The sequence below is a fragment of the Streptomyces sp. GC420 genome (assembly GCF_009916105.1).
In the GTDB taxonomy this organism is placed as follows: Bacteria; Actinomycetota; Actinomycetes; order Streptomycetales; family Streptomycetaceae; genus Streptomyces.
Window position 1 is genome coordinate 1 of the sequence record NZ_JAAAXQ010000008.1, and the last position, 25,923, is coordinate 25,923.

The window sequence follows — 25,923 nt, forward strand, 5'->3', positions numbered from 1 at the left end:
CCCCTGGTCGGCGTGCGTCCCGCCCGGCCCCGTCGCCGGCGGACGCCCTCGCGGGCATTGCCGTGCCGGCGGCCGAGGCGCCGCCGCCGATGCCCGCAGCGAACCGCGCCGGACCGCCAGGGCGCGGCAGCGACAGTGGCAGTGGCGGCTTCCTCCACTCCGCCTCCGGCGCGTCCGGAGGCCCGGCGTGCCCGCCGCCGCGCGACAGCGGTGGCCGGGGTGCGCGATGCCGGGACCCCGTCGCCTCGACTCGACCGCCCCCGGGCGGAGGATCAGGCCTCGTCCCGCCCGGAGGGCGACGGGTCGATGAGCGCGAGGCCGAGTTCAGGCCGGAAGGTCTTGTGCAGTGTGGACGGGCTGCTCCGCACCACGAACTCGACGGTCGGCCAGACCCGGCCCACCAGCAGGTGCCCGCCGCGGGTCGTCCCGTCCGGAAGTCCCAGCACCGCGTGCAGGTGGGGGACTGGGCCTTCGTCGCCAACGGCGACGTCTCCGACGAGTGACAGCACCTCGCACTGGCCGTCCACGGGGATGCGCCGGTAGTCCCCGGCCTGCCGGTCGAACCACCCCACGACCGCCTCGTCGAAGCCTCCGACGGCGGTGACCTGGGCGGCACGCAGGTCCCGCGCCCGGGAGAAGGCGGTCAGTGCCGCCACCGTCTCTTCTCCCGGTTCGAGGACCAGCACGTAGGTGGCCGCCGGCGAGCTTTCGATCTGCTGCCACTTCATGGGACGCCGGGTACCCGGTTCCCCGGGCCGGATATCCTGCTTTCGCGCAGTGGGTCCCTATTCGGTCGGCTCGTTAGCCCGGCGGGACGCACGGGCGCCGGCCAGGAGCACGTGCCGCCTCTTGGCCTTCCCCCGAGGCGCCTGGGTCCGGCCCCGACCGCCGGGACTCCGCCCCGCCGCGCCCTCCCCGGACGACGGGCGCGTTCGCGGGACCCGTCGGCAGGCGGGGAGGGCGCCCGCTCCCGCGGTTCCGGAGCGTGCCCGCGATCCCGGCGTTCTCCCGAGGTCGGTGTTCTCGCGAGGTTCCGGCGTGCTCTCCCGCGGGCCGGGAGCCATTCCGCGCGAACCGTTGACAGCGCGCCCATCCTCCAAGAGCATTGCTGCGCCGGTCTGTTGGGAGCGCTCCCACTTGGCGCCGCGCCCCTCCGCGCGCCAGTCCTCCACCTCCGCGCGGCCCCCACCTCCCTCGAGGAGTCACACGTGATCAGACGCCTGACGACCTTGCTCGTCGCGGCTGCCCTCGCCGCGACCGCACCGACGGTGACGCCCGCCGACCGAGCCTCGGCCGACGAGGTCGAACAGATCAGGAACGGCGGCTTCGACACCGGCACGGATCCCTGGTGGACCACCGCCAACCTCTCCGCCGGGCTGTCCGGAGGGCGGCTCTGCGCGGACGTGCCGGGCGGCACCGCGAACCCCTGGGACGCCGCCATCGGCCAGAACGACATCAACCTGGTGAAGGGCGAGTCGTACAGGCTCGGTTTCTCCGCGTCGGGCACACCCGAGGGCCATGTACTGCGGGCCGTCGTCGGACTCTCGCAGCCGCCGTACGACACCTATCTCGACGTGAGCCCGCAGATGAGCGTCTCCGGCAACACGTATACCTTCACGTTCACTTCGCCGGTCGACACCGCGCAGGGACAGGTTGGCTTCCAGCTCGGCGCGAGCGCGGATCCGTGGCGCTTCTGCGTCGACGACGTCTCACTGCTCGGCGGAGTGCCGCCGGAGGTGTACGAGCCCGACACCGGCCCCCGGGTACGGGTCAACCAGGTCGCCTATCTGCCCCGGGGGCCGAAGCGTGCCACCCTCGTCACCGAGGCCACCGATCCGGTGCCCTGGCGGCTGAAGAACGCCGAGGGCGCGACGGTCGCCCGCGGGCAGTCGGTGCCGCGCGGGATCGACGCCTCCTCGGGCCAGAACGTCCAGACGATCGACTTCGGCTCGTACCGCACCCGCGGCGCCGGCTTCACCCTGGTGGCCGACGGGGAGACCAGCAGGCCGTTCGACATCGGCACGAGCGCCTACGAGCGGTTGCGGACCGACGCGCTCGGGTACTACTACACCCAGCGCAGCGGCATCGAGATCCTGGGCTCCCTGCGCCCCGGATACGCGCGTCCGGCCGGCCACCTGAACACGGCGCCGAACACCGGCGACGACGACGTCCCCTGTCAGCGGGGGCTGTGCGACTACTCGCTCGACGTCACCGGCGGCTGGTACGACGCGGGCGACCACGGCAAGTACGTCATCAACGGCGGCATCACCACCTGGGAGTTGCTGAGCGAGTACGAGCGCTCGCGCCGGGCGGAGTCCGCTCAGCCGGAGAAACTCGGCGACGGCACGCTGGCCCTTCCCGAGAGCGCCAACAAGGTGCCGGACATCCTCGACGAGGCGCGCTGGGAACTGGAGTTCATGCTGAAGATGCAGGTGCCGGCGGGCGAGCCGCTGGCCGGCATGGTGCACAACAAGATCCACGACGAGAAGTGGACCGGCCTGCCGCTGCTGCCGCACCTCGACCCGGAGAAGCGCGAACTCCACGCGCCGACGACCCAGGCCACCCTCAATCTGGCCGCCACCGCGGCGCAGGCGGCCCGGATCTACCGGCGCCACGACAGCGCCTTCGCCGCCAGGGCACTTGCGGCCGCCAGGGCAGCCTGGGCGGCGGCGGTGGCCAACCCGGAGAAGTACCCGTCCGACTCCGACGGCACCGGCGGCGGTGCCTACTACGACGGCGACGCGACCGACGAGTTCTACTGGGCGGCCGCCGAACTGTTCATCACCACCGGCGAGAAGAAGTACGCCGACCACGTTCTCGCCTCCCCGCTGCACACCGCCGACATCTTCACCCCCGCGGGCTTCGACTGGGGCAGGACGGCGGTGCCCGGCCGGCTCGACCTGGCGACCGTCCCGAACGGCCTGCCGGACCGTGACCGGGTCCGCCGCTCCGTGATCGAGGGCGCCGGTACCTACCTGGCCACGCAGAGAGCACACCCGTACGGCCTCCCGTACGGCCCGGAGGGCAACAGGTACGACTGGGGCTCCAACAGCCAGGTGCTCAACAACGCCGTGGTGATGGCCCACGCGTACGACCTCACCGGCCGGACCGTCTACCGGGACGCGGTCGTGGAGACCCTCGACTACATACTCGGCCGCAACGCGCTGAACCAGTCGTACGTGACCGGTTACGGCGAGGTGAGCTCGCAGAACCAGCACAGCCGGTGGTACGCCCGCCAACTGGACCCGAGCCTGCCGAACCCGCCCCGGGGGACGCTGGCCGGCGGACCGAACTCGAGCATCCAGGACCCCTTCGCCCAGGGGAAGCTCCAGGGCTGTGTGGGCCAGTTCTGCTACATCGACGACATCCAGTCCTGGTCGACCAATGAGACCGCCGTCAACTGGAACGCGGCGCTGGCGTGGGTGGCGTCCTTCGTCGCCGACCTGTCCAGGGACTGAACAGCCGGTCCCCGGTGTCCGCACGCTCCGCCCGTGGTGCTCCCCGCGGTCCCGCCGCGGACCGCCGTGAACACCACGGGCGGGAGAACGCTCAGTCCTGGGAGGAACCGTCCACGGGTTCCAGGACGAAGACGGGGATCTCACGGCCCGTCTTCTTCTGGTACTCGGCGTAGTCGGGGTAGGCCCCGACCGCGCGGCTCCACCACAGGACCTTCTCGTCCCCGGTGACCTCCCGGGCCGTCACGTCCCACCGCCGCGGCCCGTCCTGGACCTCCGCCCGCGGGTGGGCGACCAGGTTGTGGTACCAGAGAGGGTGTTTGGGCGCGCCGCCGAGCGATGCGACCGCGGCATAGACGCCCTCGTGCTCGACCCGCATGAGTGGGTTCTTGCGGAGCTTTCCGGACTTCGCGCCCCGGGTGGTGAGCACGATGACCGGCATTCCCCGCATCGTCGTTCCCTCTGTCCCGCCCGAGCTTTCGTACAGGGCGACCTGATCACGTACCCACTGCTCGGGGCTCGGCTCGTATTCGCCTTCAAGCGGCATGCTGTGCGTCCTGTCCTGTCGGTTCTGCACCGTCGGAGTCCGGGCCGTCAAGATCCCGGGACCCGGACATGATTCCCTTACCCGCGATCTTCCGTGACGACGTCCCTCGTCCGGAGGAATACCGGCCAGATCCGGTCCTCGCGGTCCGGCCCGGCTCTCCGGTGCGCCCGGCGAGGGCCGGAGGCATCTCCCGGAAGCCGGGGGCAACGGACGGCGGTCGGATGCGAACTGCCGGCCGCGGCCGCACCGCTCCCGTTCAGGACCGCCCGGGCCACACCGCCGACGCATCGTCGCGGTCCTGGTCGGGGAGCCGCACCGGCCGGACGGGCAGTCTCCTCGTGGTGGCCGGCGTGCTGACCGTCCAAGGAGCGGCGTGGCCCGAGTAGCACATCGTGGTGAGGACGAAGACCTCGTCCGCGTACACCTCGACGTACTCGCCGACGGTGAGAATGCGCAGGGTGCGGGCGGGATCCGGCAGTTCGGTCCCGCACAGCCGGGAACCGCCCGGGCCCGCGGCCCACAGCTTCCGGCCGTGGCAGCCCACGGTGAGTGAGGGCCGGCCGCCCCCGGGGAGGTCGGTGCGCAGCACCACTTCGAGCGGTTCGTCCCCGTCCCGTTCCACGTCGACGTCGGCCAGGGCGTGCAGGGCGGGTCGTACCGTCTCCGCGCCCAGCCAGCCGTCCAGGCCGTCCCACCACTGCAGTCGCGGCGCCGAGCCGCCGCTCGTGACCAGGGTCTTGGGCTGGGCGAGCATGCCCCGGCAGCGGGCGCCGGCATCGGTCAGCCCGACGCGGCGGGGAGTGGTGTGCAGGACGACGCGGGCTCCGTCGGGAGCGGTGGTGACGCGGGGCGCGTAGGCACCCGAGGGGCCGAGCGGTCCGTGCCGTTCCCACGGGCCGTCGAGGCGGGGAGCGCTCCAGGCCTCGAAGCTGTTCGTGGCACCGACGCAGCCGATCAGCAGCCAGCCCTCCTCCAGCCGTTCCAGGACCGGGCATTCCAACTCGTCGATGTCACCCGGGGAGATGAGGGGCGGCCGCACCTCCCAGTGCTCCAGGTCCTCGGAGACGGCCAGGGCGACGCAACCGCTGCGTTCGACGGGCAGCGAGGCGTCACTCGCGCAGATCACCATGACCCAGCCGGTGTCGTCGTCATTGCGCACGACGAAGGGGTCACGCCAGGCCATGTGTTCGCCGGTGCGGTACCACCGCCCGTCGGCCTCGACGACCGGTCCGGTGCCGTGGCGCCGCCAGCCGGTCCCGTCCACGCGGTCGGAGTGGGCGAGGCCCACCGCCTGCAGGGGCAGGCCGCCGGGGGTGAGTCCGCTGACCCCGGTGTAGAACATCGCCATCCCGCCCTCGTGTCGGAAGGGATGCATGGTCCACACGGCTCGCTGATCGAAGCGGCCAGGAAGGCCCGTGCCGAAGGCGGTGCCCCGCGGTTCCCAGCGGACGAGATCGGTCGAGGTCGCCCTCCCGTACGAGGTCTCCATCGACAGGTGGTCGAAACGCTCCGTCCACGGGCCCTGAAGGTGCAGGACCGTGTACGTGCCGGCTTCATCGTCCAGTAGCGCGAAGTCGTTCACGCAGAGGCCTGGCGGGGCGTATCGCATGGGCAGCTCCTGCCGATCCACAGCGCCCAAACGTGTGCGCTGATCAAACTGATTCGAGGCTCCATCTAGGAACAGGCCTGAGTAAATATGAACGCAAACGCTTGCGCAACCATCGCGTCGGGTCTACGGTCTGGTCACCCGCAGCCCACACCGCTGTGGTCCGGGGGGAGGGAGGTCCTGCCGTGCCGGTCCGCATCGCCGATGCCGCCCGCGCGGGGCGTCGGCGTCAACCGCGAGACGTGCCGGCACGCTTCGCCGAACGCCGGTTCGGGTGAGCCGCCGGGCCGGCGGCACGCGTCGCGGTCCCGGACAGGGCTGCCCGCGGGCACCCGGCCCGGGCCGGCTGTCGGGCCTTCCCCAACGGACGGCGCGGTGGCCGCGGAGCCATGGGCCACGAAGGCGGGCACCTCCAGCGAGACGGCCGGCCGGTGCGGCCGCCGCGCGAAGCGCACCGGCTCCGGGTCCCGTGGCTCCGTCCCGGCGTCCCGCCATTCCCCGCGAGCGAGCAGCAGTCCGGCCCCTCGCAACAGCACTGATTCAGGAGGCAACAGCATGAACCGCAGGAGCAGGAGACGCCGTCACACGGTCGGCACAGGACTGGCGCTCGCGCTGCCCATGGCGGCGCTGGCCGCTTGCGGCGGGGGTGGCGGGACCACCGAGGCCGACTCGGGCAGCGGCAAGGGGACGATCAGTGTCTGGGCCCATCAGGGCCAGAAGAGCGAGGACGACGCGCTGCAGGGCGCGGTCAGGTCGTTCAACGCCTCGCAGGGCGAGGTGCGGGTCGAGCTGAAGCTCATCCCCGGCAACGACTACACCAAGACCATCACCACCACGGATGCCTCCGCGCTGCCGGACGTCATGGAGTTCGACGGCCCGACCATGGCGAACTTCGTCTACACCCGAAAGCTCGCCCCGCTCGACTCGTACGTCTCCCGAGGGACGATCGACAACGTCACCGACGCGATCAAGGCGCAGGGCACGGTGGGTGACAAGCTCTACGGCCTCGGCATGTACGACTCCGGCCTCGGGATCTACGGGAACAAGAAGCTGCTGGACAAGGCCGGAGTGACGTACCCGAAGGATCTGTCCGACGGCTGGAGCGCCAAGGAGTTCACGGCCGCGCTCGCCCGGCTGAAGGACAAGGACCCCGACGGCAAGACCCTCGACATCCAGGAGGGCAACGGCCTGGCCACCGAGTGGGGCACCTACGGGTTCTCGCCCATCGTGTGGTCGGCGGGCGGCACCCTGATGAAGGACGGCAAGGCCGCCGGGGCACTCGACTCGCCCGAGGCCGTCTCGGCGCTGAAGACCTTCCAGTCGTGGAAGTCCGACATCGACCCCAACACCGACGGCAACGCCTTCGCCAAGGGCCGGGTCGCCCTCAGCTGGGTCGGCCACTGGATGTACCCGGCATACAGCGAGGCCCTCGGGGACGACCTCGTCGTGCTGCCGCTGCCGGACTTCGGCAAGGGCCCCAAGACGGGGCAGGGCTCCTGGGGCTGGGGCATCGGAGCGGGATCGAAGAACGGCAAGGCGGCCGGAGCCTTCCTCGACTACCTGCTGGGCGACACGAACGTCGCTGCGATGACCGAGGCCAACGGCGCTCCGCCCGCGACCAGGAGCGCACTCGCCAAGAGCAGGCTGTACAAGGAGGGCGGTCCGCTCCAGCTCTTCGCCCAGCAGCTGGACCAGCCCTGCGGCGACACCCGCATCACCGAGTCCTGCGTCGCCGTCACCCGGCCCGTCACCGCCGGGTACCCCGTGGTGACCTCGGAATTCGGCAAGGCGCTGAGCGCGGTCTACGGCGGCGCCGACCCGAAGACGGCCCTCTCCAAGGCCGCGCGGGCCATCGACCGCGACTTCGCCGACAACGCAGGCTACCCGTACCAGTAAATCCCGCATCCCCGTACGGGCGGGCATCCGCGCACAGCGCCGGGACGCTGTCGAACGGCCGGACGCGGACCCGCCCCCCGGGGGGACATGACGGAACACTCCAGAACAGGACACAGTCCATGAGTTCCACACCCAGGAGAAACCGCGACCGGCTGCACGGGCTGCTGATGTCGGCCCCGGCACTCCTCGGGCTGATCGCCTTCGTCGGCGTGCCGTTCGTCTACGCCCTCGCGCTCTCCTTCTACAACGTCCGCCTCGGCTCCCCGCTGGAGCCGAGCTTCTTCGGCCTGGAGCACTACCGGCGGCTGTTCACCGACCCCGACCTGTCCGGCCCGTTCCTGCGGGCGCTGCTGAACAACCTGACCTTCGCGGTGGTGGTCGTACCGCTGCAGACCGGTCTGGCCCTCGCCCTCGCGCTCCTGCTGAACCGCAAGCTGAAGGCCATCGGACTCTTCCGCTCCTTCTTCTTCATGCCGGTCGTCTTCCCCATGGCGCTGGTGGCCGTCATCTGGCGGCTGATCCTCGCCCGCAGTGACCAGGGCATGCTCAACTCGGCCCTGGCGCACCTGACGTTCGGCAACTGGGGCGCCTTCGACTGGCTCGGGGACGCCGCCACCGCGATGGCCTCCGTCATCGTGCTGTCGGTCTGGCAGGGGGTCGGCTTCCAGATGGTCATCCTGCTCGCCGGCCTCCAGCAGATACCCGGCGAGCTCTACGAGGCCGCCCGGCTCGACCGCGCCACCCGCCGGCAGCAGTTCCGGCACGTCACCCTGCCGGGCATCCGGAGCACGCTGGTCTTCGTGGCGATGCTCACCTCGGTGCTCTCCTTCCGGGTGTTCGACCAGGTCTACGTACTGATCCGCGGCGGCGGGCTGAACGAGGACGCCACCCGCACGGTGATGTACCAGGCGGTCACCACGGCCTTCGACCAGAACAACGTGGGCCGCGCCGCCGCCGTCACCGTCGTCTTCTTCCTGATCGTCATATGCCTGACGCTCCTTCAGCGCCGTTTCGTCCGGCCCGAGAACGAGGACTGAGCATGACCCGCACGCCCCTGCGCCTGTTCGCCGACTACGCCGTTCTCGGCGTGCTGTCGTTCGTCTTCGCGCTTCCCGTGATCTACATGTTCCTGGGCAGCCTCAAACCGTCCGACGAGGTGCTCGACGGACTGTCCGGATTCCTGCCGACCCACCTGACCCTGGACAACTACTCCGCCGTCCTCGACAGCCTGAACTCCGACAGCACCGGCTACTTCTGGCGCTTCATGGGCGTCTCCCTGCTGCTCGCGGCCATCGTCGTCGGCTGCGGCCTGATCATCAACTCCATGGCCGCGTACGGACTCTCACGACTGCGGTGGCGAGGACGGGACGCACTCTTCACCCTCGTCCTGCTGCTGATGCTCGTGCCCTTCGAGTCCGTCGCGGTGCCGCTGTTCTACATGTTCAACGGGCAGCGGAACACCCTCTACATCCAGGCCCTGCCCTTCCTCGCCAACGCCTTCTCCGTCTACCAGTTCCACACCTTCTTCCGCGCCATACCGCCCAGCATCGAGGAGGCGGCCCGGCTCGACGGCGCGGGCCCGTGGCGCACGCTCTTCTCGATCATCATCCCCATGAGCAGACCGGCCTTCGCGTCGGTGGCCATCCTCACCTTCCTCGTCCAGTGGGGCTCCTTCCTCTGGCCGGTCCTCATGGTCTCCGACCCGGCGGTACGCCCGCTGCCGCTGGCGATCAGCGTCTTCCAGGGCCAGCAGCCCCCGGACTGGGGCCAGATCCTCGCCTTCGGCGTGCTGCTGGTGCTGCCGGTGCTGATCGTCTTCGCGTTCTTCCAGCGCTGGTTCGTCCAGGGCGTGGCCGGCTCCGCCGTCAAGGGCTGAGCGAAAAGAGCGAGAGAGGCAGGAACACCACCATGACCGGTCCCCGCGTCACCGTGCTCGGCGAATGCGTCGCCGACGCCTTCACCGACCCCGCGGTCCGCGCTCCCGTCACCACGAGCCGGGGCATCACCCTGCGTGTGCTGCCCGGAGGCGGACCGGCCAACACCGCGGTCGCCCTCGCCAGGCTGGGAACCCCCACGCGGTTCCTGGGCCGCATCTCCCACGACGTATTCGGCGAGCTCTTCCGCACCCACCTCACCGGCTCCGGTGTCGACCTCACCGGCAGCGTCAGCGCGCACGAGTCCAGCACCCTGGCCGTGGCCGACCTCGACCGCCACGGTCAGGCCGCGTACTCCTTCCACGCGGAAGGCACCGCCGACTGGCAGTGGACCTCCGGCGAACTGGCCGCCGTCCCGCTGCGCGGAACGGCGTGCCTGCACACCGGCTCACTGGCGCTCATACGGGAGCCCGGCGGCACACGCGTCGAGGAGTACCTCCGGACGGTGCGCGAGCACGCCACCGTGTCGGTCGACCCCAACGTCCGCCCCCGGCTGGTACCGCCCGCCGCCTATCGCACACGCCTGCCACGCTGGTGCGAACTCGCCGACATACTCCGCCTGAGCGAGGACGACCTGGAGCTGCTGCTCCCCGGTGCGACGCCGGAGGAGGCCTGCGACACCTGGCACTCCATGGGAGCCCGCCTCGTCGTCGTCACCCTGGGCGGGCGCGGCGCCCTGGCATCCCTGGACGGCGAGCGGGTCACGGTTCCCGCCCCGCCCACCGAGGTCGTGGACACGGTGGGAGCCGGCGACTCCTTCACCGCCGGTCTGCTGCACCGGCTCGCCGTGCTCGGCAGGCTTGGCGGCCGTCTGGGAGGGCTCACGCCCGGGGAGGTCGCCGAATCCTGCTCCTACGCCGCCCGGGTCGCTGCCCTGACCTGCGCCGTGCCCGGCGCGGATCCGCCCTGGGCCTGCGACGTGGCCGCGGGCCCCGACGCGATCGCCGGTCGCGGAGCGGCCGCTCGGCTACCGCGCTGAGGGAGCGCGCAGCGGCCCGGTGGTGTCACGGGCCACGAGACGTACGGGGAGCTCCACGAACTCCGGCGCTTCGGCGCCGGGGTTCTGCATCTGGTCCAGAAGGATGCGGGCGGCCGCGGTTCCCTGCTCGGCGACGGGCTGTGCCACCGTGGTCAGGCCCGCCACCTCGGCGAGCTCGTGGTCGTCGAAGCCGACGAGGCACATGTCCTCGGGGACCCGCAGCCCGTGGTGCCGCAGCGCTCGCAGAGCTCCCATGGCCATCTCGTCGGACTGCGCGAAGACGGCGGTCGGCGGGTGGACCGCAGTGAGCAGCTGGGTCATCGCACGCTCCCCGCCCGCGACGGTGTAGTCGCCGTCGGCCTCGAGTTCCGGATCGAAGGCGAGGCCCGCTTCCGCCAGCGTCTCCAGGTAGGCCCGGCGCCGCTCGATCGGGGTGGTCCAGTGCATGGGTGCCGTGGGCCCGGTGCCGATGAGGCCGATGCGCCGGTGCCCCAGGTTGATCAGGTGCCGGACCGCCAGCCGGGCTCCTGCCCGGTCGTCGATGCCCACGGTGGCGAAGCCGGGCCGGGGGCCGCCCACGACAGCGGCGAGCGGGACCTCCATCGACCTGAGGGCCGCCGCCTCGTCGTCGGTGAGGACCAGGAGCGACAGCAGGGCGTCCACCCGCTTACGGGCGGGCATGGCCGTGAAGAAGCGGTCCCTCGCCTCGTCGGAACCGACGTTGTAGAGCAGCAGGTCGTACCCCGAGGCGCTGAGCACCTTCTCGACCGAGTCGATGACCTGGCCGAAGAACCAGCGGCCCACGAAAGGAGTGAGCACGCCCACGGTAAAGGTCCGTCGGCTGGCCAGGCCCGAGGCGTTGCGCGACGCTGTGTAGCCGAGCGAGGCAGCCACTTCGGTGATCCTCGCCCGGACCTCGTCGGATACTCCGGAGCGCCCGCGCAGCGCGCGGGAGACCGTGGACGCCGACACGCCCGCCGCCTTTGCGACATCGGTGATACTCACCGTCACGCGAACCTCCTCAGTCCTTGTGTGATCAGACCCGTGGGTGACCCTGTGCGATCTCGTGCCTTCGGGGCGACGGTAGCGGCGGACCGGGCACGTACGCAAGCGCTTGCGTTGGTGTGGCCTGTAATTTTCCTCAGTCCGTCGCCCCAGAGCGCACCTTTGCGTAAACCCGTCGGGCTGCTGAGCGCCGTGCGGAGCGCAGAGTTTCCGCGGGGTGCTCGTCCGGAAGCCACAGACCCGTGGCGAGGTGCCGCCGGGCGAGCGGGTGGCCGAGGCCGAAGTCGCTTTCCGCCACCGGTGCGCGGAGTGGTCCCGGCGCCGCGCCCCGTGACGGGCCGGCCCGCCACGGGGCGGGCGGCGCGGCACCCGCCGGGATATGGTGTGAGCGGAGCCACCATGCCGAGCCACATCGCGGACCTGGATCCGGCCGCCGCGCGACGTCTGCTGGACCAGACTCTGGTCGACACCATGCAGCGCGTGGGAGCGCACGCGGGCGCCCTCTATCTCCTGGAGCCCGGTGGCGAGATCCTGAGTGCGGAGGTCGGCACGGGCATACCGCCGCGCTTCGCCCGGCCGCTGTTCCGGCTCCGCCTCTCCGCCCGGCACGCGGACCCGCTGATAGAGGCGGTGCGCGGGCGGAAGCTGGTCTGGGTGCCGTCGAGCGAGGAGTACGCGCGGCGTTACCCGCAGCCCGCCATGGCCTTCCCGCACCAGTACGCCATGGCGACCGCCGCGCTGGCCGCCGAGGGCACCACGTGGGGCGGCATGCTGCTGTTCTGGAGGCCCGGGAGACCGCCCGAGTTGAGTCCGGACGAGACCCGGACCATCGGTGAGGCCACCGAGAGGTGTGCCGCCGTCCTCTCGGCCGCCGACCGGGCCGGGCACCGCCTTGTGCCTCCCGCCGAACCGCGCGGCATCCCTCCCGTGCGGGCGCGGCCCGCGGGCGCGGACGAGGCGCTCGCGGCCCTGGACCACCTCGCCCGTCTCCCGGAGGCCGCCGTCTCGCTCGATCCCGACGGGCGGCTCACGTTCATGAACCCGGCGGCCGTGGCACTCCTCGGCCCCAAGGACCGGCTGCTCGGCACCCGTCCCTGGGAATCGCTGCCGTGGCTGAGCGATCCCGTGTGCGAGTGGCACCATCGCGAGGCCGTCGTCAGCCAGCGGCCGGTGTCCTTCACCGCCTCCCGCCGCCCCGGTGCGCACTTCGACTTCCGGCTCCATCCCGACCCCACGGGCGTCAGTGTGCGCATCACCCCCGCCGCCGGCGGACCCGGGCCGGGGCGATCCGCCCCGGACGCCGCCGCCTCACGTCCCGGAAGCGTCCGGCTGGGCGCGATCCACCACCTCATGCACCTGTCCGGTGCCCTCACCGAGGCCGCCGGCGTACAGGACGTCATCGAACTGGTGGCCGACCAGTTCATGCTCGCCTTCGACGCCCAGGCCTTCGCCCTCCTGGTGGCGGAAGCGGGCCGGATCCACATCGTCGGGCAGCAGGGATTCGCCCCCCGGGCCGTGGCCGACCTGGACCGGACACCGCTCACTTCCCCGACGACACCCGGAGTGCTCGGACTCACCGAGGGAAGGCCGTCCTTCTTCTCCAGCCGCCGGGAACTCGGCCTGAGGTATCCCGCCCGCGCTGAGGTCGACGACGGCATGGCGGCCTGGGCGTACCTGCCGCTGCTGGTGTCCGGACGCACCGTGGGCACCTGCGTCCTGGGCTACCGCCGGCCGCACACCTTCACCGCCGAGGAGCGTTCCACCCTCGTCGCCTTCAGCGGCCTGATCGCGCAGGCCCTGGACAGGGCCCGCCTCTACGACGCGGCGCGGCAACTCGCCCGGGGGCTCCAGGAGAGCCTCCTGCCCCACGCGCTGCCGGGCGTCCCCGGTCTGGAGACGGCCGTCCGCTACCTGCCCTCCGGCTTCGGCGTCGACGTCGGCGGCGACTTCTACGACATCGTGTGCACCGGGCCCGCCGAGGCCGTCGCCGTCATCGGCGACGTGGAGGGCCACAACGTGCACGCCGCCGCCCTCATGGGCCAGGTCCGCACCGCCATCCACGCCTACGCCGTCGCGGGAAAGACCCCGGGACGCATCCTCGTCCGCACCAACCAGTTGCTCACCGACCTGGACGCGGACCTGCTCACCAGCTGCCTGTGCGCGCAGATCGACATCGACCGACACCGCGTGCGCCTGGCCTCCGCGGGCCACTGCCCTCCGCTCCTGCGGAGCGCCGGCCACCGCTGCGGCATCCTCGATGTGCCACCGGGGCCCCTGCTCGGGGTCAAGCCCGCGGCCGCCTTCCCCGTCACGGAGGTCGAGCTGCCTCCCGGCGCCGTCCTCGCCCTCTACACCGACGGACTGGCCGAGTCCCCGGCCAACCGCGACGACAGCGAACTCACCGGGCTCAAGGCCGCGTTCGCCGAGGCCGGTCATTCCCTCGAGAGCATCGCCGACGCACTGGTCGAGCAGGCCGAGTCCTGCGGCGAGCGGACCGACGACACCGCCCTGCTGCTCCTGCGGATCTCCGGTCGTTCCCCAGGGCCCGCGGCGCCCGCCGGGGGACCGGGCGCCGCGGGCGAAGGGTGACGCCGCAGGCGGCCGGTGACCGCCGGCCCCGGTGTCACGGCCCACCCGGCGGGGAGCAGGCCGCGCGGGCACGCACGGACGCCGCTGGGGCGCCGCACGCCGCGGCAGCGCCACACGACGCGGTGACGGCACACGGCGTGGGCCGTCGTGGCGCCCGGGCCCGTGGCGCGCCGTCCCCCCGTCAGGAGACGCGCTGCCCCTTGCCGAGAGCGAGGATGCCGTTCTCGGAGAGGGTGTAGATCTCCTTGTCGTAGTCCAGGTTGACGCCGATGGTCGCCTCGGCCGGCACGTCCACGTTCTTGTCGAGAATCGCGTTCCTGACGACGGCTCCGCGTCCGATCCTGACGTTGTCGTGGAGCACGGAACCCTGGACGACCGCGCCCCGCTCCACCACCACCCCCGGCGAGAGCACCGAGCGCGAGACCTGTCCGCGGATCAGGCAGCCGGGGCTGATGATCGACTCGCTCGCGAAGCCGCCGACGTTGAAGCGTGCGGGGGACAGCTGGCTGCCGCTGCTGGTGTAGATGGGCCAGTCGCGGTTGTAGAGGTTGAAGGCTGGCTTCTCGGAGATCAGGTCCATGTGGGCGTCGTAGTACGCGTCGAGCGTTCCGACGTCGCGCCAGTAGCCGCGGTCGCGCGGGGTCTGGCCGGGTACGTCGTTCTCCCCGAAGTCGTACAGCTGTGCCTCGCCCTGCGCGGTCAGCATGGGGAGGATGGAGCCGCCCATGTCGTGCGCGGACTCCTCGTTCTCGGTGTCCTCGAGCACCGCCTCCACCAGGGCCCGGGTCGTGAAGATGTAGTTGCCCATCGAGGCGAAGACGTGGTCCGGGTCGTCGGGGAGGCCGGGTGGCTCGGCGGGCTTCTCCAGGAAGCCGGCCACCTTCCTGCCGTCGGCCCCGGGGGTGATGATCCCCAGGGCGGAGGACTCCTCGCGGGGCACCCTGATCCCGGCAACCGTGACACCGGCGCCGCTGTCGATGTGCTGGGCGAGCATCTGCCGCGGATCCATGCGGTAGACGTGGTCGGCGCCGAACACCACGACGTGGTCGGGGCGTTCGTCGTGCACGAGGTTGAGGGACTGCATGATCGCGTCCGCGCTGCCCTGGTACCAGCGGGGGCCGAGGCGCTGCTGGGCGGGTACGGGCGTGACGTAGTTGCCCAGCAGGCTGGACATGCGCCAGGTCGTGGTGACGTGGCGGTCCAGGGAGTGCGACTTGTACTGCGTGAGCACGCAGATCCGCAGGATGTCGCCGTTGACCAGGTTGGACAGTACGAAGTCCACCAGCCGGTACGTGCCGCCGAACACGACCGCCGGCTTGGCGCGGTCGGCCGTCAGCGGCATCAGCCGCTTGCCCACTCCGCCCGCCAGTACGATCCCCAGCACAGAAGGTCCACCGCGCATGGCCGCCCCTTTCCTTGTTTCCGCTGCTCCCGGTGCTCCGGAGCGCCGCTCGCCCGGTCCTCGCACCCCCCTCTCCCCGCGCCGCCCGCCGGGGCCGCCGCGCTGCCGTTCACCCGCGCCCGTAAGGTCCCGGCCGGGCGGCACCGTCCACCAGCACAAGCCGTTCACCAGCACAAGCCTGCGAGCCCTCCGGCGGACGGCCCGTTCCGGAACACGGCCCACAGCCCGATTCTCCGCCGCACGGTCCCCTTCGGCATGTGCTGCGCCGCGCGCCCGGCCGCGGACGGCAGGAGCGGCACCGGGGTAGCGGCCGGACACCCCCGACAGGTCGCCGCACGGCGGCGCGCCGGGTCAGCGGGACTCGTGGGGGAGGGTGAGGGTCTTGACCCGCCGCAGGCAAGGACAGCAGGGCGGCTGCCGTGATCAGCAGACCGGCCGTGATGAGGACCCGTGCCGAGAGGTGGCGCATCACCCGGCCCATCACGACCCCGAGGACCATGGACACGATGTTGACCAGCACCATGCGCACACCGGCGTGCAGGGTGTCCAGCCGCTGCACGAGACCGAGGTAGAGGCTCAGGACGAAGAAGAAGCCGATCAGCCCCGGGAAGCCGGCCATGGCCACCAGCGTGGACGCCGTGAACGCCGCGCTGCGGAACAGGGACAGCTCCAGCATCGGGCTGTCGCTGCGCCTCTCCACCTCCACGAAGGCGGCGGCGCTCACGGCGGCCAGCGCCAGGGAGGCCGGCGCCCGGGGAGCGGTGAAGCCCTCGGCGCCGCCCTCGATCACCCGGTACACCAGTGCCGTGATCGCCACCGCCGCGGTGAGCTGCCCCGGCCAGTCGAGTCTGCGCGTGCCGGGAGCCCGGGAGTCGGCCAGCAGCCGCGCGGCGAAGACCAGGGTCACCAGAGACACCGGCACCGGAAGCAGGAAGATCCACCGCCAGCCCACGTGGTCGACGATCACCCCGGCGATGAGCGGACCGAGCGCCATGGCCGCCATCATGCAGTGCGGCTGTCGAGCCCGGCTTCCCCGATCCCCGGTCGGAGGGCCGGGCACGACGCGGCGGAGGCATGACCGGGTGCATCCGCAACGAATTCGGATTCTCGAAGTCAAAGCGAGCGGGACAACGCTTCCGGTGGCAGAGCAAGCCGACGCAAGTTGATTTGAGAACGGCACCGGCGAAGGTCTGGCCGCCATCAGGGAGGGGCGGTTCTCCGCCACCGTCGCCAACTCACCGCAGGTGATCGGCGAACCCGCGGGCAAGAATGCCGTCGCCCTGCTGGGCGGCACGAAGGGGATCAGGAAGATCGCCGACATTCCGCTCCCCCTGACCACCGGGGACAACCTGGGGGACGCCCCCGAGTACTGCTCGGACTGGAGACCCTCCACGGCTGGACGGCGACGATCGCGGACCTGTTCCCGCCCGTGACGACAAGGCCGCCGACGAGACCCGACCGGTGGACCGGCGCCGTCACGGGCCCATGCCCGGGGCCGGCCCGGGATCGACGATTACGGTGTGGCCGGTCCGCGGACCGGCCACACCTTCCGCGTCCCGGAACCGGCGGACGGCGGCAGGGCACCGGGCACTGCGAGGTCGATGCGGCGTCGAGATCGGCGGAAACCGGCCGGACCGAAAATCGCTCTGGATACCCCCCGGACGCGATGATCGAATCAACGACGGCGTATGTCGGTTCGAGGAGTTCCCGTGGAGGGTGTTGCGTGACGCCGCTGTCGTACCTGGACCTGTACCGGGAATTCGCCGCCGACATCGAGGCGGAAATCGCCACCGCACTCGCCGGCATCGCACCCTCCACGCACACCATCGGCGGCGCGGTCACCGAACTCCTCGGACACCGCGAGCTGAGGCATCCCCTGTCGGTACTGCCGATGCTGGTGCACGCGGCGGAGACGGGCGCACCGCAGCCGGCCGTCCCGCTGGCCGCGGTGCACGTACTGTGGTGGAAATTCGCCTGCTACCTCGACGACCTGGCCGACGGGCCCGGCGCGGTCGACACGGCCGGCCTCCGGCACGACGAGGCGCTCCTCGCCGCCGTCGTCGCCGGAAACACGCTGCCGACCCGGATCATTCACTCGCGGCGCCTCCCCGAACCAGTGCGCGCCTCCCTGGCCGGCGAACTGGTGCGGGGCTGGTTCACCGGCGCCGAAGGGCAGTTGCGCGACCTGCGGGCCCACGTCGGCGAAGCCGCCCGCGAGACGGTGACCGACGTCTACAGGGGCAAGTCCGGGGCGCCTTTCGGGATGATCACCGCCATGGGTGCACTCCTGGCCCGCGCGAAGGCGGAACGGGTCGAGCAGTGGCGTGAGTTCGGCTGCCTGTTCGGCATTCTCTGGCAGCTGTTCAACGACCAGGAGGACATTCTCTCCGGCCGGAACGAGGACCTGGCGAACGGCACGGTCACCTACCTCCTCGCCTGCGCCGTCGAACAGGCACCGCCCCCGCGCCGGGAACGCATCAGGAGCCTGTCCACAGCCTCGAAGGACAGCGAAGACGCCCGCGAGGAACTCATGGACCTGCTCACCGAACCGGCCCTTCTCGAAGAGTATCGGCAGGACATCGACGCGTTCCGTGACGAGGCACATCGCGTCCTGGACGAACTGGGAGGCCAGGAGCGCTACTTGACAGCGCTGCGCAACATGGTCGACCAGTCCGGCCGGATGCTCCTCCGTCCCGGCGCGCAGCGCAGGGCTTCGGCGTAATCGCGTGACGTCCGGTTCATGCTGATCCGATCTCAGGGCCCTCCCCCGCGAACCGGGCGTGTCACTGCGGTGTCAGGGCTGAGGATCCGAGACGCAGAAGTGGTTGCCGTCCGGGTCGGCGAGTACGGTCCAGCCCAACCCCTGGAAGTCGTTGTCGCTGATGCGCCTGGCGCCGAGCCCGATGAGGCGATCGACGGCCTCAGCGCGATTCGCCGCGCCGAAGTCCAGGTGAATCCTGTTCTTGCCCGGTGTCGGGTTCTCGGAGTGCTGTACCGCGAGGTTGAGGCCCCTGAGGCGGTCGGTGCGCACGACCTGGATGCCGATTTCGGGGAAGCCTTCCACTGAACCGTTCAGTACAAGCGCCCACCAGTCGGCCAGAGCCGGCGCGTCGGCCGAATCAACGGTGATGGTGCCCAGTACCAGCGCGACATCAGACACATGTCCAAGTGTACTGTCTTCTGCCGTCAAGGACTCGCTGGGAAATCGGACCACCGACGGATCGGGGTCCGGGGCGGCGTCGGGTTTCGGCTCGGCGTCGGCGTAGGCCGGCTGACCGCTCTGCCGCCGTACCTGCGCAGCGATGCGGGCCGGCCGTGGCCGGGCTCAGCGCCTTTCACCGGCTACGCCGAGGCCCCGGCCCCCAGCGGGCTTCCGCGCCCGGGGCGGAGGTTCTCAGCCGTACCGGCTGAAGAGCGCCTGGAGGTATTCCTCCAGGCGCCGCGCGAGAAAGGCCGGCGTCAGGTCGTGCCTTCCGAGTTCCCGCCAGGGCACGGCCACCTTCTCCGCGTCCGGCGCGAAGGCCAGGGCGTCCAGCACACGCCAGTACAGGTGGTCTGCCGGGTCTTCGCCGAGCGTTCCTCCGGCCGCGACGTAGTGATCCGCCAGACGCATACCGGCGTGCACTCCGTGCAGCAGGGCAAGCGCGGTGGAGCAGTGGGCGACGTCCAGGTCGGCCGGCCCCCAGGACGTCTCCACCCAGTCCACGACACCCGTGATCGCCAGGCCGGCTCCGGTTCCCGTGAAGAGGACGTTCCCCGGATGGAAGTCGCGGTGCAGGAAGCAGGGCCGGTGGGCCGGTGGCGGACGGCGGATCACATCCACCGCGCGCTGCCACAGCCCGGGTCGGCGCGTGCGCTCGGGCAGACACGCCGACTCCGGACTCGTCCAGGCCTCGTAGGTGCGCGGCCGCGTCCGCTCCGGAACGCGCAACCGGTGAATCGCCGCCATCTGCCGGGCGAGGAGTTCGCTCCTGCGCTCGATGTCCTCCTCGTCCAGCCTGATGCGTCCCGGCAGCCATGACATCAGCAGCGAAGGGTGGTCGCATTGCTCGGCCGCTGCGTCGAAGCGGTGAAGACGCGGGGCCGGCACGTTCGTGTCCGTGAGCAGACGGAGCATGTCCGCTTCCCGCGTGAGCAGCCCCGGCGCGTGCCTGAGGTAGAACGGTTTGACGAAGGACCGGAGCACCAGTGAGTACGGCACGTCCTTGCCCTCGATGTCGAGGCGGCGCATATGTGACGTCCAGCCACCCCGCAGCGCCGCGACAACCCGGATCCGGTCTCCGGGAGGGAGGCTCCGCTCCACCCACAGCCGGGTGCTGGACCAGTCCCGGTCAACGGCGGCGGCGCCGGCTGTCGTGCTCTGGCACTTTTCCACGCGAGCCAGCCTAATGGACCACCGCTGACGGACCATCGGGACCGGACGTGCGGGTGGCACCGGCACCACGGACCGCGCAGGGCGAGGCCCTCGGCCGCGTGGCCCGCCCAGGCCCTCAACTCGTTGCAGAAGGCGGGTGCGGTCGTGGTGCGAGACTCTGGGGCGCCAGCCGGCTGTGTCGTCGGCAACGCAGTCCTGCTCACAGTTCGCTCTCCAGGACCTGTGGATCCATGCGGACGGGAGAATCCGGGATCTCTGCGTTTGCGCGAACCGTCACCGGGAGGCCGAGGTCGGCGAACCATTGCCCAAGCAAGGCAACCGCCGCATCGTCCCAGCAGTCCGCCAGCAACGCCTCTGCAAGAGTACGGCCCCTTTCGGTGAAGAACGTGGCTTCGGTGTCGATGTAGACAACAGGCGGCGGCCAGACTTCACCCGGATACAGCCAGTACCCGTAAACCAGATCATTTTTCGTCTCCGCTGCGGGCAGAAAGTAGCTCAGCAATGCAGCGAGGTGTGGAACCTCCGCGTTCGCTTCATCGTCGAGGACGGCACGTGCGAGACCATCTCCTCGAGCGCTTTCAGGGCCGAGGATTTTGATGCCAAGGCAGTGTAGAGGGTCAGAGAAGTCCTGCATGTACTCCAGGAACTTCTCGGCATTTTCGCCGTCGGCTTCTGTCGGTCGTGCCGCTTCCAGGGCGGCGCGCTCGTGGCCGCCCTTGAGCCGGGCGTTCTGAATGGCCGTCAGCTGGAGGAATTCCTGTGGGATCTCTCGATCTCCCAGCCATTTCGCGGCCCATGCCTGCAATTCTTCCATTTCGGTCACGCTGCACACTCCTGTGCTATCGGAGGGACGAGGTATTTTGCGCTGGTGAGTGAGGCGGTCATCAGCCGAGTCGGCGTCCATCGCACCCGCACGGAGTTCGGCGGGAGCCGCAGGGTATTCGACGCGGCCGTCAACATCTCTCCACCGATGCCGAAGTCCCCTGTCGCGAGTCCATCCGAGCCCCCTTGGATTGCCAGACCGGCACCCTCGCGCCGGTGACGGTGATCATCGCACCCGCCAGTGACAAGGACCGTGGGTACCGGTCGAGTGCTGCTGTGCTCCGAGGGTGACCGCGCCGTGGGCGCATGACTGCCGGCGTCCACGGCCCGCAGCGGAGGACGTGGTCCCCGGTGCGGAGGTCGCACCCGTTCCCGGGGGCACGAGATCCGGCGCCGGCCGGGGCAGGCTCCTATGGTAGGGAGCACACGACTGCGGCGGACGCTGAGGCAGGCGGAGCATGACGGATGCGGTGATCGACTACGCGGAGGTGTTCCAGGCGCTGCCCGGCATGGTGGCGCTGCTGACCCCCGAGCTCGTGTACGCGGACGCGAACGAGGAGTTCCTGCGCGTGTCGGGCCGCACCCGGGAGCAGGTGGTCGGCAGGTACCTGTTCGACGTGTTCCCCGACAACCCGAACGATTCTTCCGCCAGCGGTATGCGGAACCTGGAGGCCTCGCTCAAGCGAGTGCTGCAGAACGGCGAGCGCGATGCCATGGCGCTGCAGAGGTACGACGTGGAGTCCATGGAACGGCCCGGCCAGTGGGAGGAGCGGTACTGGAGCCCGGTCAATGCCCCGGTGTTCGGCCCCGACGGGCAGGTGGCCCTGCTGGTGCACCGGGTGGAGGAGGTCACCGAGCTGATCCGCGCCCGTGGCCGCCCCCTGGGCGACCGGTCCCGGGTGCTGGAGGCCGAGCTCTACACCCGTGCCCGCGAACTGCAAGAGGTCAATGAGCGGCTGCGCGAGGCGCACGCCCGCGAACGCGAGGTGGCTCTGGCCCTGCAGAAGGCGATGCTCCCGGCCCTCCGGCACACCGGGCACCACCCGGCCGCGGTGCGCTACCAGCCCGCCGTCGGTGCCCTCAACGTGTGCGGCGACTGGTACGACATGGTCGACCTGCCCGGCGGTGACCGCATCGGCGTCGCCGTCGGTGACGTCGTCGGCCACGGCCTGGCTGCCGCCGGCGTCATGGGACAGCTGCGCAGCGCACTCAGTGCCGCCTCCCGGGTTGCCGAGGGCCCGGCCCAGGCCCTGGATGTACTCGGTATGTACGCCCGCTCCGTCGACGGCGCCGAGAACGCCACCGCCGTAGAGACGTGCATCGACTGGGACAACCACACCATCGCCTACAGCAGCGCAGGCCATCCGCCGCCCGCACTGCTGCATCCCGACGGTGCGGTGGAGTTCCTGGACCGGGCCACCGACCCGCCGCTCGGGGCCCGCCCGGAGCACGTTTCCATGCCCCAGGCCGAAGTCTCCTTCACGGAGGGTGCCACCCTGGTCCTGTACACCGACGGGCTGGTCGAACGCCGCCGCGAGGACATCGACGTCGGCCTCGCCCGCCTCGCGCGCGCCCTCGGCCACTGCGGCGAGGCCGATCCCGAAGCCCTCGCCGACGCCCTCCTGCTGGAGATGCTTCCGGTCGGCGGTGCCACCGACGACACCGCCCTGATCGTCGTCCGTCTCTGAGGCCGTGCCGTGGAACCGGGCGCTGCCGGCGCGCGGGAGGAGCCTCCGAGGAGACGGGCGAATGCCTCTGTTCATGCCTTGAGTCCTATATCGGACGGGTGGTCGGTCGCTCCGAGCCGCTCGACACCGCACAGGGGCCGACCGCACTGTCCGTCCGCCGCAGGACTGCGGGAAGGGAGCGCAGCGGCACCCCTCCGGACCCCGGCTCGCACGGTGGCGGTGGAGTGCCCTCGCCCGGGGCGCAGAGTCTCATCGGCGCGGTAACCGACGACCCCGCCGACCGGGCGTCCGCAAGGGCACACGGAGGAGCGATGGCCTTTCTGCACGCGGTGGCCGACTGGGCCGAGGAGCGATTGCGGGGCACGCCCGCCCCCGTCCGCCCCGGGACCGCTCCCGGACCGCCGACGGCCGACGCGTCGGCCCGGCTCTCCGCCCACGCGGGACAGACCCGCACGCTGCGGCACATGAGCGACGTCCTCGTCCTCGTCGACGGCGACTGGCGTGTCACGTTCGCCGACCTCCGGGCCGAGCGGCTGCTCGGCAGCCCGGGCGAGCGGCTGCCGGGCCGGTGCCTGTGGGAGGTGCCGGCCGTCCAGCGGCTCCCGGACCTGCAAGAACGGTGCCGCGCAGCGGCCGCGCGGGGCCGCGCCAGTGGTTTCGACGTCACCGTCCCGGACTCCGGCGTCAGCCACTACGTGCGCCTGGTCCCCGTGCCCGACGGATTCGTCCTGTACGCATTCGAGGCCACCGAAGCGCGCCGCCTCCACGACGAGGAGGTGGCCGCCATCCGGACCTCGGCCGAGCGCGGCGGACCACCTCGTCGACGAGCTGCTGCCCGGGGGTGAGCCCGCCAGGGACGACGCCGCGCTGCTGGTGGCCAGGGTGCACGCCCTGCCCGCGGAGAACATGGCGGCCTGGCAGCTGCCCGACGGCCCCCGGGCGGCCGGCGAGGCACGCAGGCACGTACGCGAGCAGCTGGCACGGTGGAACCTCGACGATCTCTCCATGAGCACCGAACTGCTGGCCAGCGAACTGGTCGGCAACGTCGTGCGCCATGCGAAGGGGCCGACGGGACTGCGCCTGCTGCGTACCCACACCCTCGTGTGCGAGGTCTCCGACGCGAGCCTGACGATGCCCCGTGTCCGGCGGGCCACGGAAACCGGCGAGGGGGGCCGCGGGCTCCAACTGGTCGGCGCGCTCTCCGAGCGCTGGGGCAGTCGTTACACGAGGTCGGGGAAGGCCATCTGGACCGAGCAGACCCTGCCGTCCTCCGACGGCTCCGCGCCCCCGCGGCCACCGGCCGCTCCCGACACCGGCCGGCCCGCCTGAGCGACCGGACCCCCGGGCGACGCCGGGCGATCCCGTACGGCGGACGCGCCGGTGCCCCGGACACCTGCCGTCAGGCCCGGCTGTATGTTGTCCGCCATGACGCGCTTCCAGGGCCGGGTGGCCATTGTCACGGGTGCCGGTGCCCCGGACGGCATCGGCGCCGCCGTGGCCGCGGCACTCGTCGCCGAGGGCGCCCGGGTCGTGCTCGGCGCGACCTCCGAGCGGGTGCATCAGCGGGCGGCCGAACTGGGTGATGCCGCCGTCGGCGTGGTCGCCGACCTGACAGTCGACGGGGCCGCGGACACCCTGGCACACGCGGCACTGGAACGCTGGGGCCGGATCGACGTACTGGTCAACAATGCCGGCATGACGTCCGTGGCCTCGGGCTGGGACGCCGACGACGACGTGGCCAACCTGTCCCTCGCCGACTGGGACGCGGCCCTGGCCCGCAACCTGACCACCGCCTTCCTGATGTGCCGGGCCGTCGTGCCGACGATGAGAGAGGCCGGATACGGCCGCATCGTCTCGGTCGGTTCCACCACCGGCACGGTCAACGCCATGCCGGGGCAGGCCACCTACACCGCCGCGAAGGCGGGACTGCTGGGACTGTCCCGGGCACTCGCTCTCGAGACCGTCGGGGACGGTGTCACGGTGAACGTCGTGGCTCCTGGTTATGTGGCGACCGGCTCCCAGCTGGAGTTCGAGGCGGCCGCCGCCGCGGCGGGCCCGATCGGCCGCAGCGGCACCCCGGACGAGATCGCTTCCTGCGTGCTGTTCCTGGCGCACGAGTCGGCCTCGTTCGTCACCGGTGCCGTGCTCGTGGCCGACGGCGGACACGGTCTCCCGGAGACCTGGCCGCGTCCGTGACCCCGGCCTGCGGCTGACCGCCGGAACCGGTCAGTCGTCGGGGATGCCCGGCCCGCTGAGCGCGGGAACGGTGTCCTCGGCGCGCATGAGGGAGCGGGCGCCGTTGCGGAACTGCTCGAGCCTGTCGATGACCGTCCGGCCCACGGGGGTGTGTCCCCAGATGCTGATGCCCCGGTGGGTGGTGGGCTGCCAGGTCGTCTCGTCGACGACGGGGTTCCAGCCGACTTCGCTGGCGAGGGTGGCGGCACGGTGACGGTTCATCCAGGCCAGCAGGACGCCGTCGGTGTCGACCACGGCCCCGACGGAGGGCCGTGAGCCGGCCGGTACGACGGTCAGCGAGGGAACGCCCAGGTGGTCCCACGAGGGCTGGGACGTCGCGGTGCGCGCGTGCTCCGCGTCCCGTTCCACGACGAGCACGCGCAGGCCCGGCCCGCCCAGTCGATTCGCCGCGGTGACCCCGGTGGGCCCGTAACCGATCACCGCCACGTCGAAGGCACTGTTCTCACTCACCAGGCCGTCTTAGGACTGGGTGAGGTGCTTGCCGCAGAGGAATGACGGGATGTCGGTTCTCGTTGTCAGGCAGGGGTGAGTGCGACCGAAACGCGTAGTGGGGCAAGCCGGGGCTGGTCGAGGACGGGCCCAGGAAACGGCCAAGGCGCTACTGCGCGGGCGGCTTGCTTGGCGGCTTCCAGCCGTGGGCGAGGATGTCGAAGATTGCCTCGACGGCGGCCCGGCGGTCCTGCCGACCGCGAGCGAGCACCGGGATCTCGAGTACGAATCGGGCAAGAGCCACACATGCGGGGTTGTCGTGGTCCACGCCGAACTCGTCGGCGACGACTGCGCTGAGGCTGTCGGTGTACCGGGTCCACATGCGTTCGGCGTAGGCACGCAGCACCGGCGTGGAGTTCACCAGGTTGGTGAACTCGGCGGCCTGAGGATGTGCCTCGATCGATGGCCAGGTGTCCAGGACGTGCTGTCGAAGGGCATCGAGGATGCTCTGATCGGAGGGTCGCTGCCGCACCGCGGCGATCAATTGTGACTCTCGGTCTTCGTCCTGGTCGAACACCAGCGCTTCCTTGCCGCTGAAGTGCTTGAACACCGTAGCGGTCGACACGTCGGCGGCGTCGGCGATGTCACGGATGCTCACCTGAGCGTAGCCGCGCTCCAGGAAGAGTCGCAGTGCGGCGTCGGCGATCGCCTGCCGGGTGGCCGCCTTCTTGCGGTCGCGGCGGCTGGCAGAGGGCACGGTCATGGCTACAGCGTACTCGATGGTCGAATCAGTCGCTAAGTAGAGTCGTTGCACTTTTCTACTCGCTCTGATTTTATAAGTACTGCGAGCACTCGTGAGCGGCACATCCTCGTCAGCCTGGCCATCGTCCGCCCCGCGCCGACCTGTTCACCTGAGAGGCCCTCTGCGTGGCACATCCGG

The 25,923-nt window shown here is 71.1% G+C and carries 21 protein-coding genes and 3 pseudogenes; 12 read left to right on the forward strand and 12 right to left on the reverse strand.

The window, feature by feature from the left end; genetic code table 11:
* Window positions 1-272 precede the first annotated feature (272 nt).
* Window positions 273-728 carry a PPC domain-containing DNA-binding protein gene (locus GUY61_RS02065; RefSeq protein WP_166628293.1) on the reverse strand — a complete coding sequence of 152 codons (456 nt, stop codon included), beginning with the start codon at window positions 726-728 and terminating at the stop codon, window positions 273-275.
* Between the two features lie 480 nt (window positions 729-1,208).
* On the opposite strand from GUY61_RS02065, the gene GUY61_RS02070 reads away from it, so the two are divergent.
* Window positions 1,209-3,458: a glycoside hydrolase family 9 protein gene (locus GUY61_RS02070; RefSeq protein WP_166628294.1), complete on the forward strand. Its 2,250-nt coding sequence runs from the start codon at window positions 1,209-1,211 to the stop codon at window positions 3,456-3,458.
* Window positions 3,459-3,549: 91 nt separating this feature from the next.
* Here the strand turns inward: GUY61_RS02070 and GUY61_RS02075 are convergent, their stop codons facing one another.
* Window positions 3,550-4,002, reverse strand: a complete 453-nt coding sequence (locus GUY61_RS02075) for a nitroreductase family deazaflavin-dependent oxidoreductase (RefSeq protein WP_166628295.1) — start codon at window positions 4,000-4,002, stop codon at window positions 3,550-3,552.
* Between the two features lie 256 nt (window positions 4,003-4,258).
* Window positions 4,259-5,611 (reverse strand): mucin-1, encoded by a 1,353-nt coding sequence (locus GUY61_RS02080; RefSeq protein WP_166628296.1) that lies wholly within the window; start codon window positions 5,609-5,611, stop codon window positions 4,259-4,261.
* A gap of 552 nt (window positions 5,612-6,163) precedes the next feature.
* On the opposite strand from GUY61_RS02080, the gene GUY61_RS02085 reads away from it, so the two are divergent.
* The 4 genes from GUY61_RS02085 (at window position 6,164) to GUY61_RS02100 (ending at window position 10,417) form a co-directional block, all read left to right on the forward strand.
* The gene (locus GUY61_RS02085) at window positions 6,164-7,504 is read left to right on the forward strand and encodes a sugar ABC transporter substrate-binding protein (RefSeq protein WP_166628297.1); all 1,341 of its coding nucleotides are present in this window, start codon (window positions 6,164-6,166) and stop codon (window positions 7,502-7,504) included.
* 119 nt (window positions 7,505-7,623) lie between these two features.
* Window positions 7,624-8,541: a carbohydrate ABC transporter permease gene (locus GUY61_RS02090; protein WP_166628298.1), complete on the forward strand. Its 918-nt coding sequence runs from the start codon at window positions 7,624-7,626 to the stop codon at window positions 8,539-8,541.
* A 2-nt stretch (window positions 8,542-8,543) separates the two neighbouring features.
* Window positions 8,544-9,380, forward strand: a complete 837-nt coding sequence (locus GUY61_RS02095; RefSeq protein ID WP_243766116.1) for a carbohydrate ABC transporter permease — start codon at window positions 8,544-8,546, stop codon at window positions 9,378-9,380.
* A 32-nt stretch (window positions 9,381-9,412) separates the two neighbouring features.
* On the forward strand, window positions 9,413-10,417 hold the full coding sequence (locus GUY61_RS02100; RefSeq protein ID WP_166628300.1) for a carbohydrate kinase: 1,005 nt from the start codon (window positions 9,413-9,415) through the stop codon (window positions 10,415-10,417).
* On the opposite strand, the gene GUY61_RS02105 is transcribed toward GUY61_RS02100, so the two are convergent.
* Window positions 10,406-11,428, reverse strand: coding sequence for a LacI family DNA-binding transcriptional regulator (locus GUY61_RS02105; protein ID WP_166628301.1), 1,023 nt, complete (start codon window positions 11,426-11,428; stop codon window positions 10,406-10,408). The genes GUY61_RS02100 and GUY61_RS02105 overlap by 12 nt on opposite strands.
* 393 nt (window positions 11,429-11,821) lie before the next feature.
* On the opposite strand from GUY61_RS02105, the gene GUY61_RS02110 reads away from it, so the two are divergent.
* Window positions 11,822-14,011: a SpoIIE family protein phosphatase gene (locus GUY61_RS02110; protein WP_166628302.1), complete on the forward strand. Its 2,190-nt coding sequence runs from the start codon at window positions 11,822-11,824 to the stop codon at window positions 14,009-14,011.
* 181 nt (window positions 14,012-14,192) lie between these two features.
* Here GUY61_RS02110 and glgC read toward each other — a convergent pair whose 3' ends face one another.
* The gene (gene glgC, locus GUY61_RS02115; RefSeq protein WP_166628303.1) at window positions 14,193-15,413 is read right to left on the reverse strand and encodes a glucose-1-phosphate adenylyltransferase; all 1,221 of its coding nucleotides are present in this window, start codon (window positions 15,411-15,413) and stop codon (window positions 14,193-14,195) included.
* A gap of 109 nt (window positions 15,414-15,522) precedes the next feature.
* On the reverse strand, window positions 15,523-16,407 hold the full coding sequence (locus GUY61_RS39595; protein WP_313896466.1) for an MFS transporter: 885 nt from the start codon (window positions 16,405-16,407) through the stop codon (window positions 15,523-15,525).
* A gap of 250 nt (window positions 16,408-16,657) precedes the next feature.
* Here GUY61_RS39595 and GUY61_RS02125 point away from each other — a divergent pair, with 250 nt between their 5' ends.
* A complete protein-coding gene (locus GUY61_RS02125) occupies window positions 16,658-16,846 on the forward strand; it encodes a hypothetical protein (protein ID WP_166628292.1) in 189 nt (62 codons plus the stop codon).
* Between the two features lie 290 nt (window positions 16,847-17,136).
* Window positions 17,137-18,135 (forward strand): polyprenyl synthetase family protein, encoded by a 999-nt coding sequence (locus tag GUY61_RS02130; protein ID WP_313896467.1) that lies wholly within the window; start codon window positions 17,137-17,139, stop codon window positions 18,133-18,135.
* 72 nt (window positions 18,136-18,207) lie between these two features.
* Here GUY61_RS02130 and GUY61_RS02135 read toward each other — a convergent pair whose 3' ends face one another.
* From GUY61_RS02135 to GUY61_RS02145, 3 genes are all read right to left on the reverse strand, one after another.
* Window positions 18,208-18,573: a VOC family protein gene (locus GUY61_RS02135; RefSeq protein WP_166628305.1), complete on the reverse strand. Its 366-nt coding sequence runs from the start codon at window positions 18,571-18,573 to the stop codon at window positions 18,208-18,210.
* 234 nt (window positions 18,574-18,807) lie between these two features.
* Complete coding sequence (locus GUY61_RS02140; RefSeq protein WP_166628306.1) at window positions 18,808-19,824, reverse strand: phosphotransferase family protein; 1,017 nt, start codon at window positions 19,822-19,824, stop codon at window positions 18,808-18,810.
* A gap of 163 nt (window positions 19,825-19,987) precedes the next feature.
* On the reverse strand, window positions 19,988-20,611 hold the full coding sequence (locus tag GUY61_RS02145) for a hypothetical protein (protein ID WP_166628307.1): 624 nt from the start codon (window positions 20,609-20,611) through the stop codon (window positions 19,988-19,990).
* Window positions 20,612-21,068: 457 nt separating this feature from the next.
* Between GUY61_RS02145 and GUY61_RS02150 the strand changes: the two genes are divergently transcribed.
* The 4 genes and pseudogenes from GUY61_RS02150 to GUY61_RS02160 all read left to right on the forward strand — a co-directional run bounded on the left by GUY61_RS02150 (window position 21,069) and on the right by GUY61_RS02160 (window position 24,494).
* Window positions 21,069-22,298 (forward strand): PP2C family protein-serine/threonine phosphatase, encoded by a 1,230-nt coding sequence (locus tag GUY61_RS02150; protein WP_166628308.1) that lies wholly within the window; start codon window positions 21,069-21,071, stop codon window positions 22,296-22,298.
* A 464-nt stretch (window positions 22,299-22,762) separates the two neighbouring features.
* Complete coding sequence (locus GUY61_RS38980; protein ID WP_398953932.1) at window positions 22,763-23,143, forward strand: PAS domain-containing protein; 381 nt, start codon at window positions 22,763-22,765, stop codon at window positions 23,141-23,143.
* Window positions 23,109-23,627, forward strand: a pseudogene (locus tag GUY61_RS38985) (ATP-binding protein); the annotation flags it as partial. The gene GUY61_RS38980 and the pseudogene GUY61_RS38985, both read left to right, overlap by 35 nt.
* A 96-nt stretch (window positions 23,628-23,723) precedes the next feature.
* Window positions 23,724-24,494: an SDR family NAD(P)-dependent oxidoreductase gene (locus tag GUY61_RS02160; RefSeq protein ID WP_166628309.1), complete on the forward strand. Its 771-nt coding sequence runs from the start codon at window positions 23,724-23,726 to the stop codon at window positions 24,492-24,494.
* A gap of 30 nt (window positions 24,495-24,524) precedes the next feature.
* On the opposite strand, the pseudogene GUY61_RS02165 reads toward GUY61_RS02160, so the two are convergent.
* The 3 genes and pseudogenes from GUY61_RS02165 to GUY61_RS02175 all read right to left on the reverse strand — a co-directional run.
* Window positions 24,525-24,722 (reverse strand): annotated as a pseudogene (locus tag GUY61_RS02165) (extradiol ring-cleavage dioxygenase); the annotation flags it as partial.
* 162 nt (window positions 24,723-24,884) lie between these two features.
* Window positions 24,885-25,004 (reverse strand): annotated as a pseudogene (locus tag GUY61_RS41770) (FAD-dependent monooxygenase); the annotation flags it as partial.
* A gap of 148 nt (window positions 25,005-25,152) precedes the next feature.
* On the reverse strand, window positions 25,153-25,746 hold the full coding sequence (locus GUY61_RS02175; RefSeq protein ID WP_166628310.1) for a TetR/AcrR family transcriptional regulator: 594 nt from the start codon (window positions 25,744-25,746) through the stop codon (window positions 25,153-25,155).
* Between the last annotated feature and the right edge of the window lie 177 nt (window positions 25,747-25,923).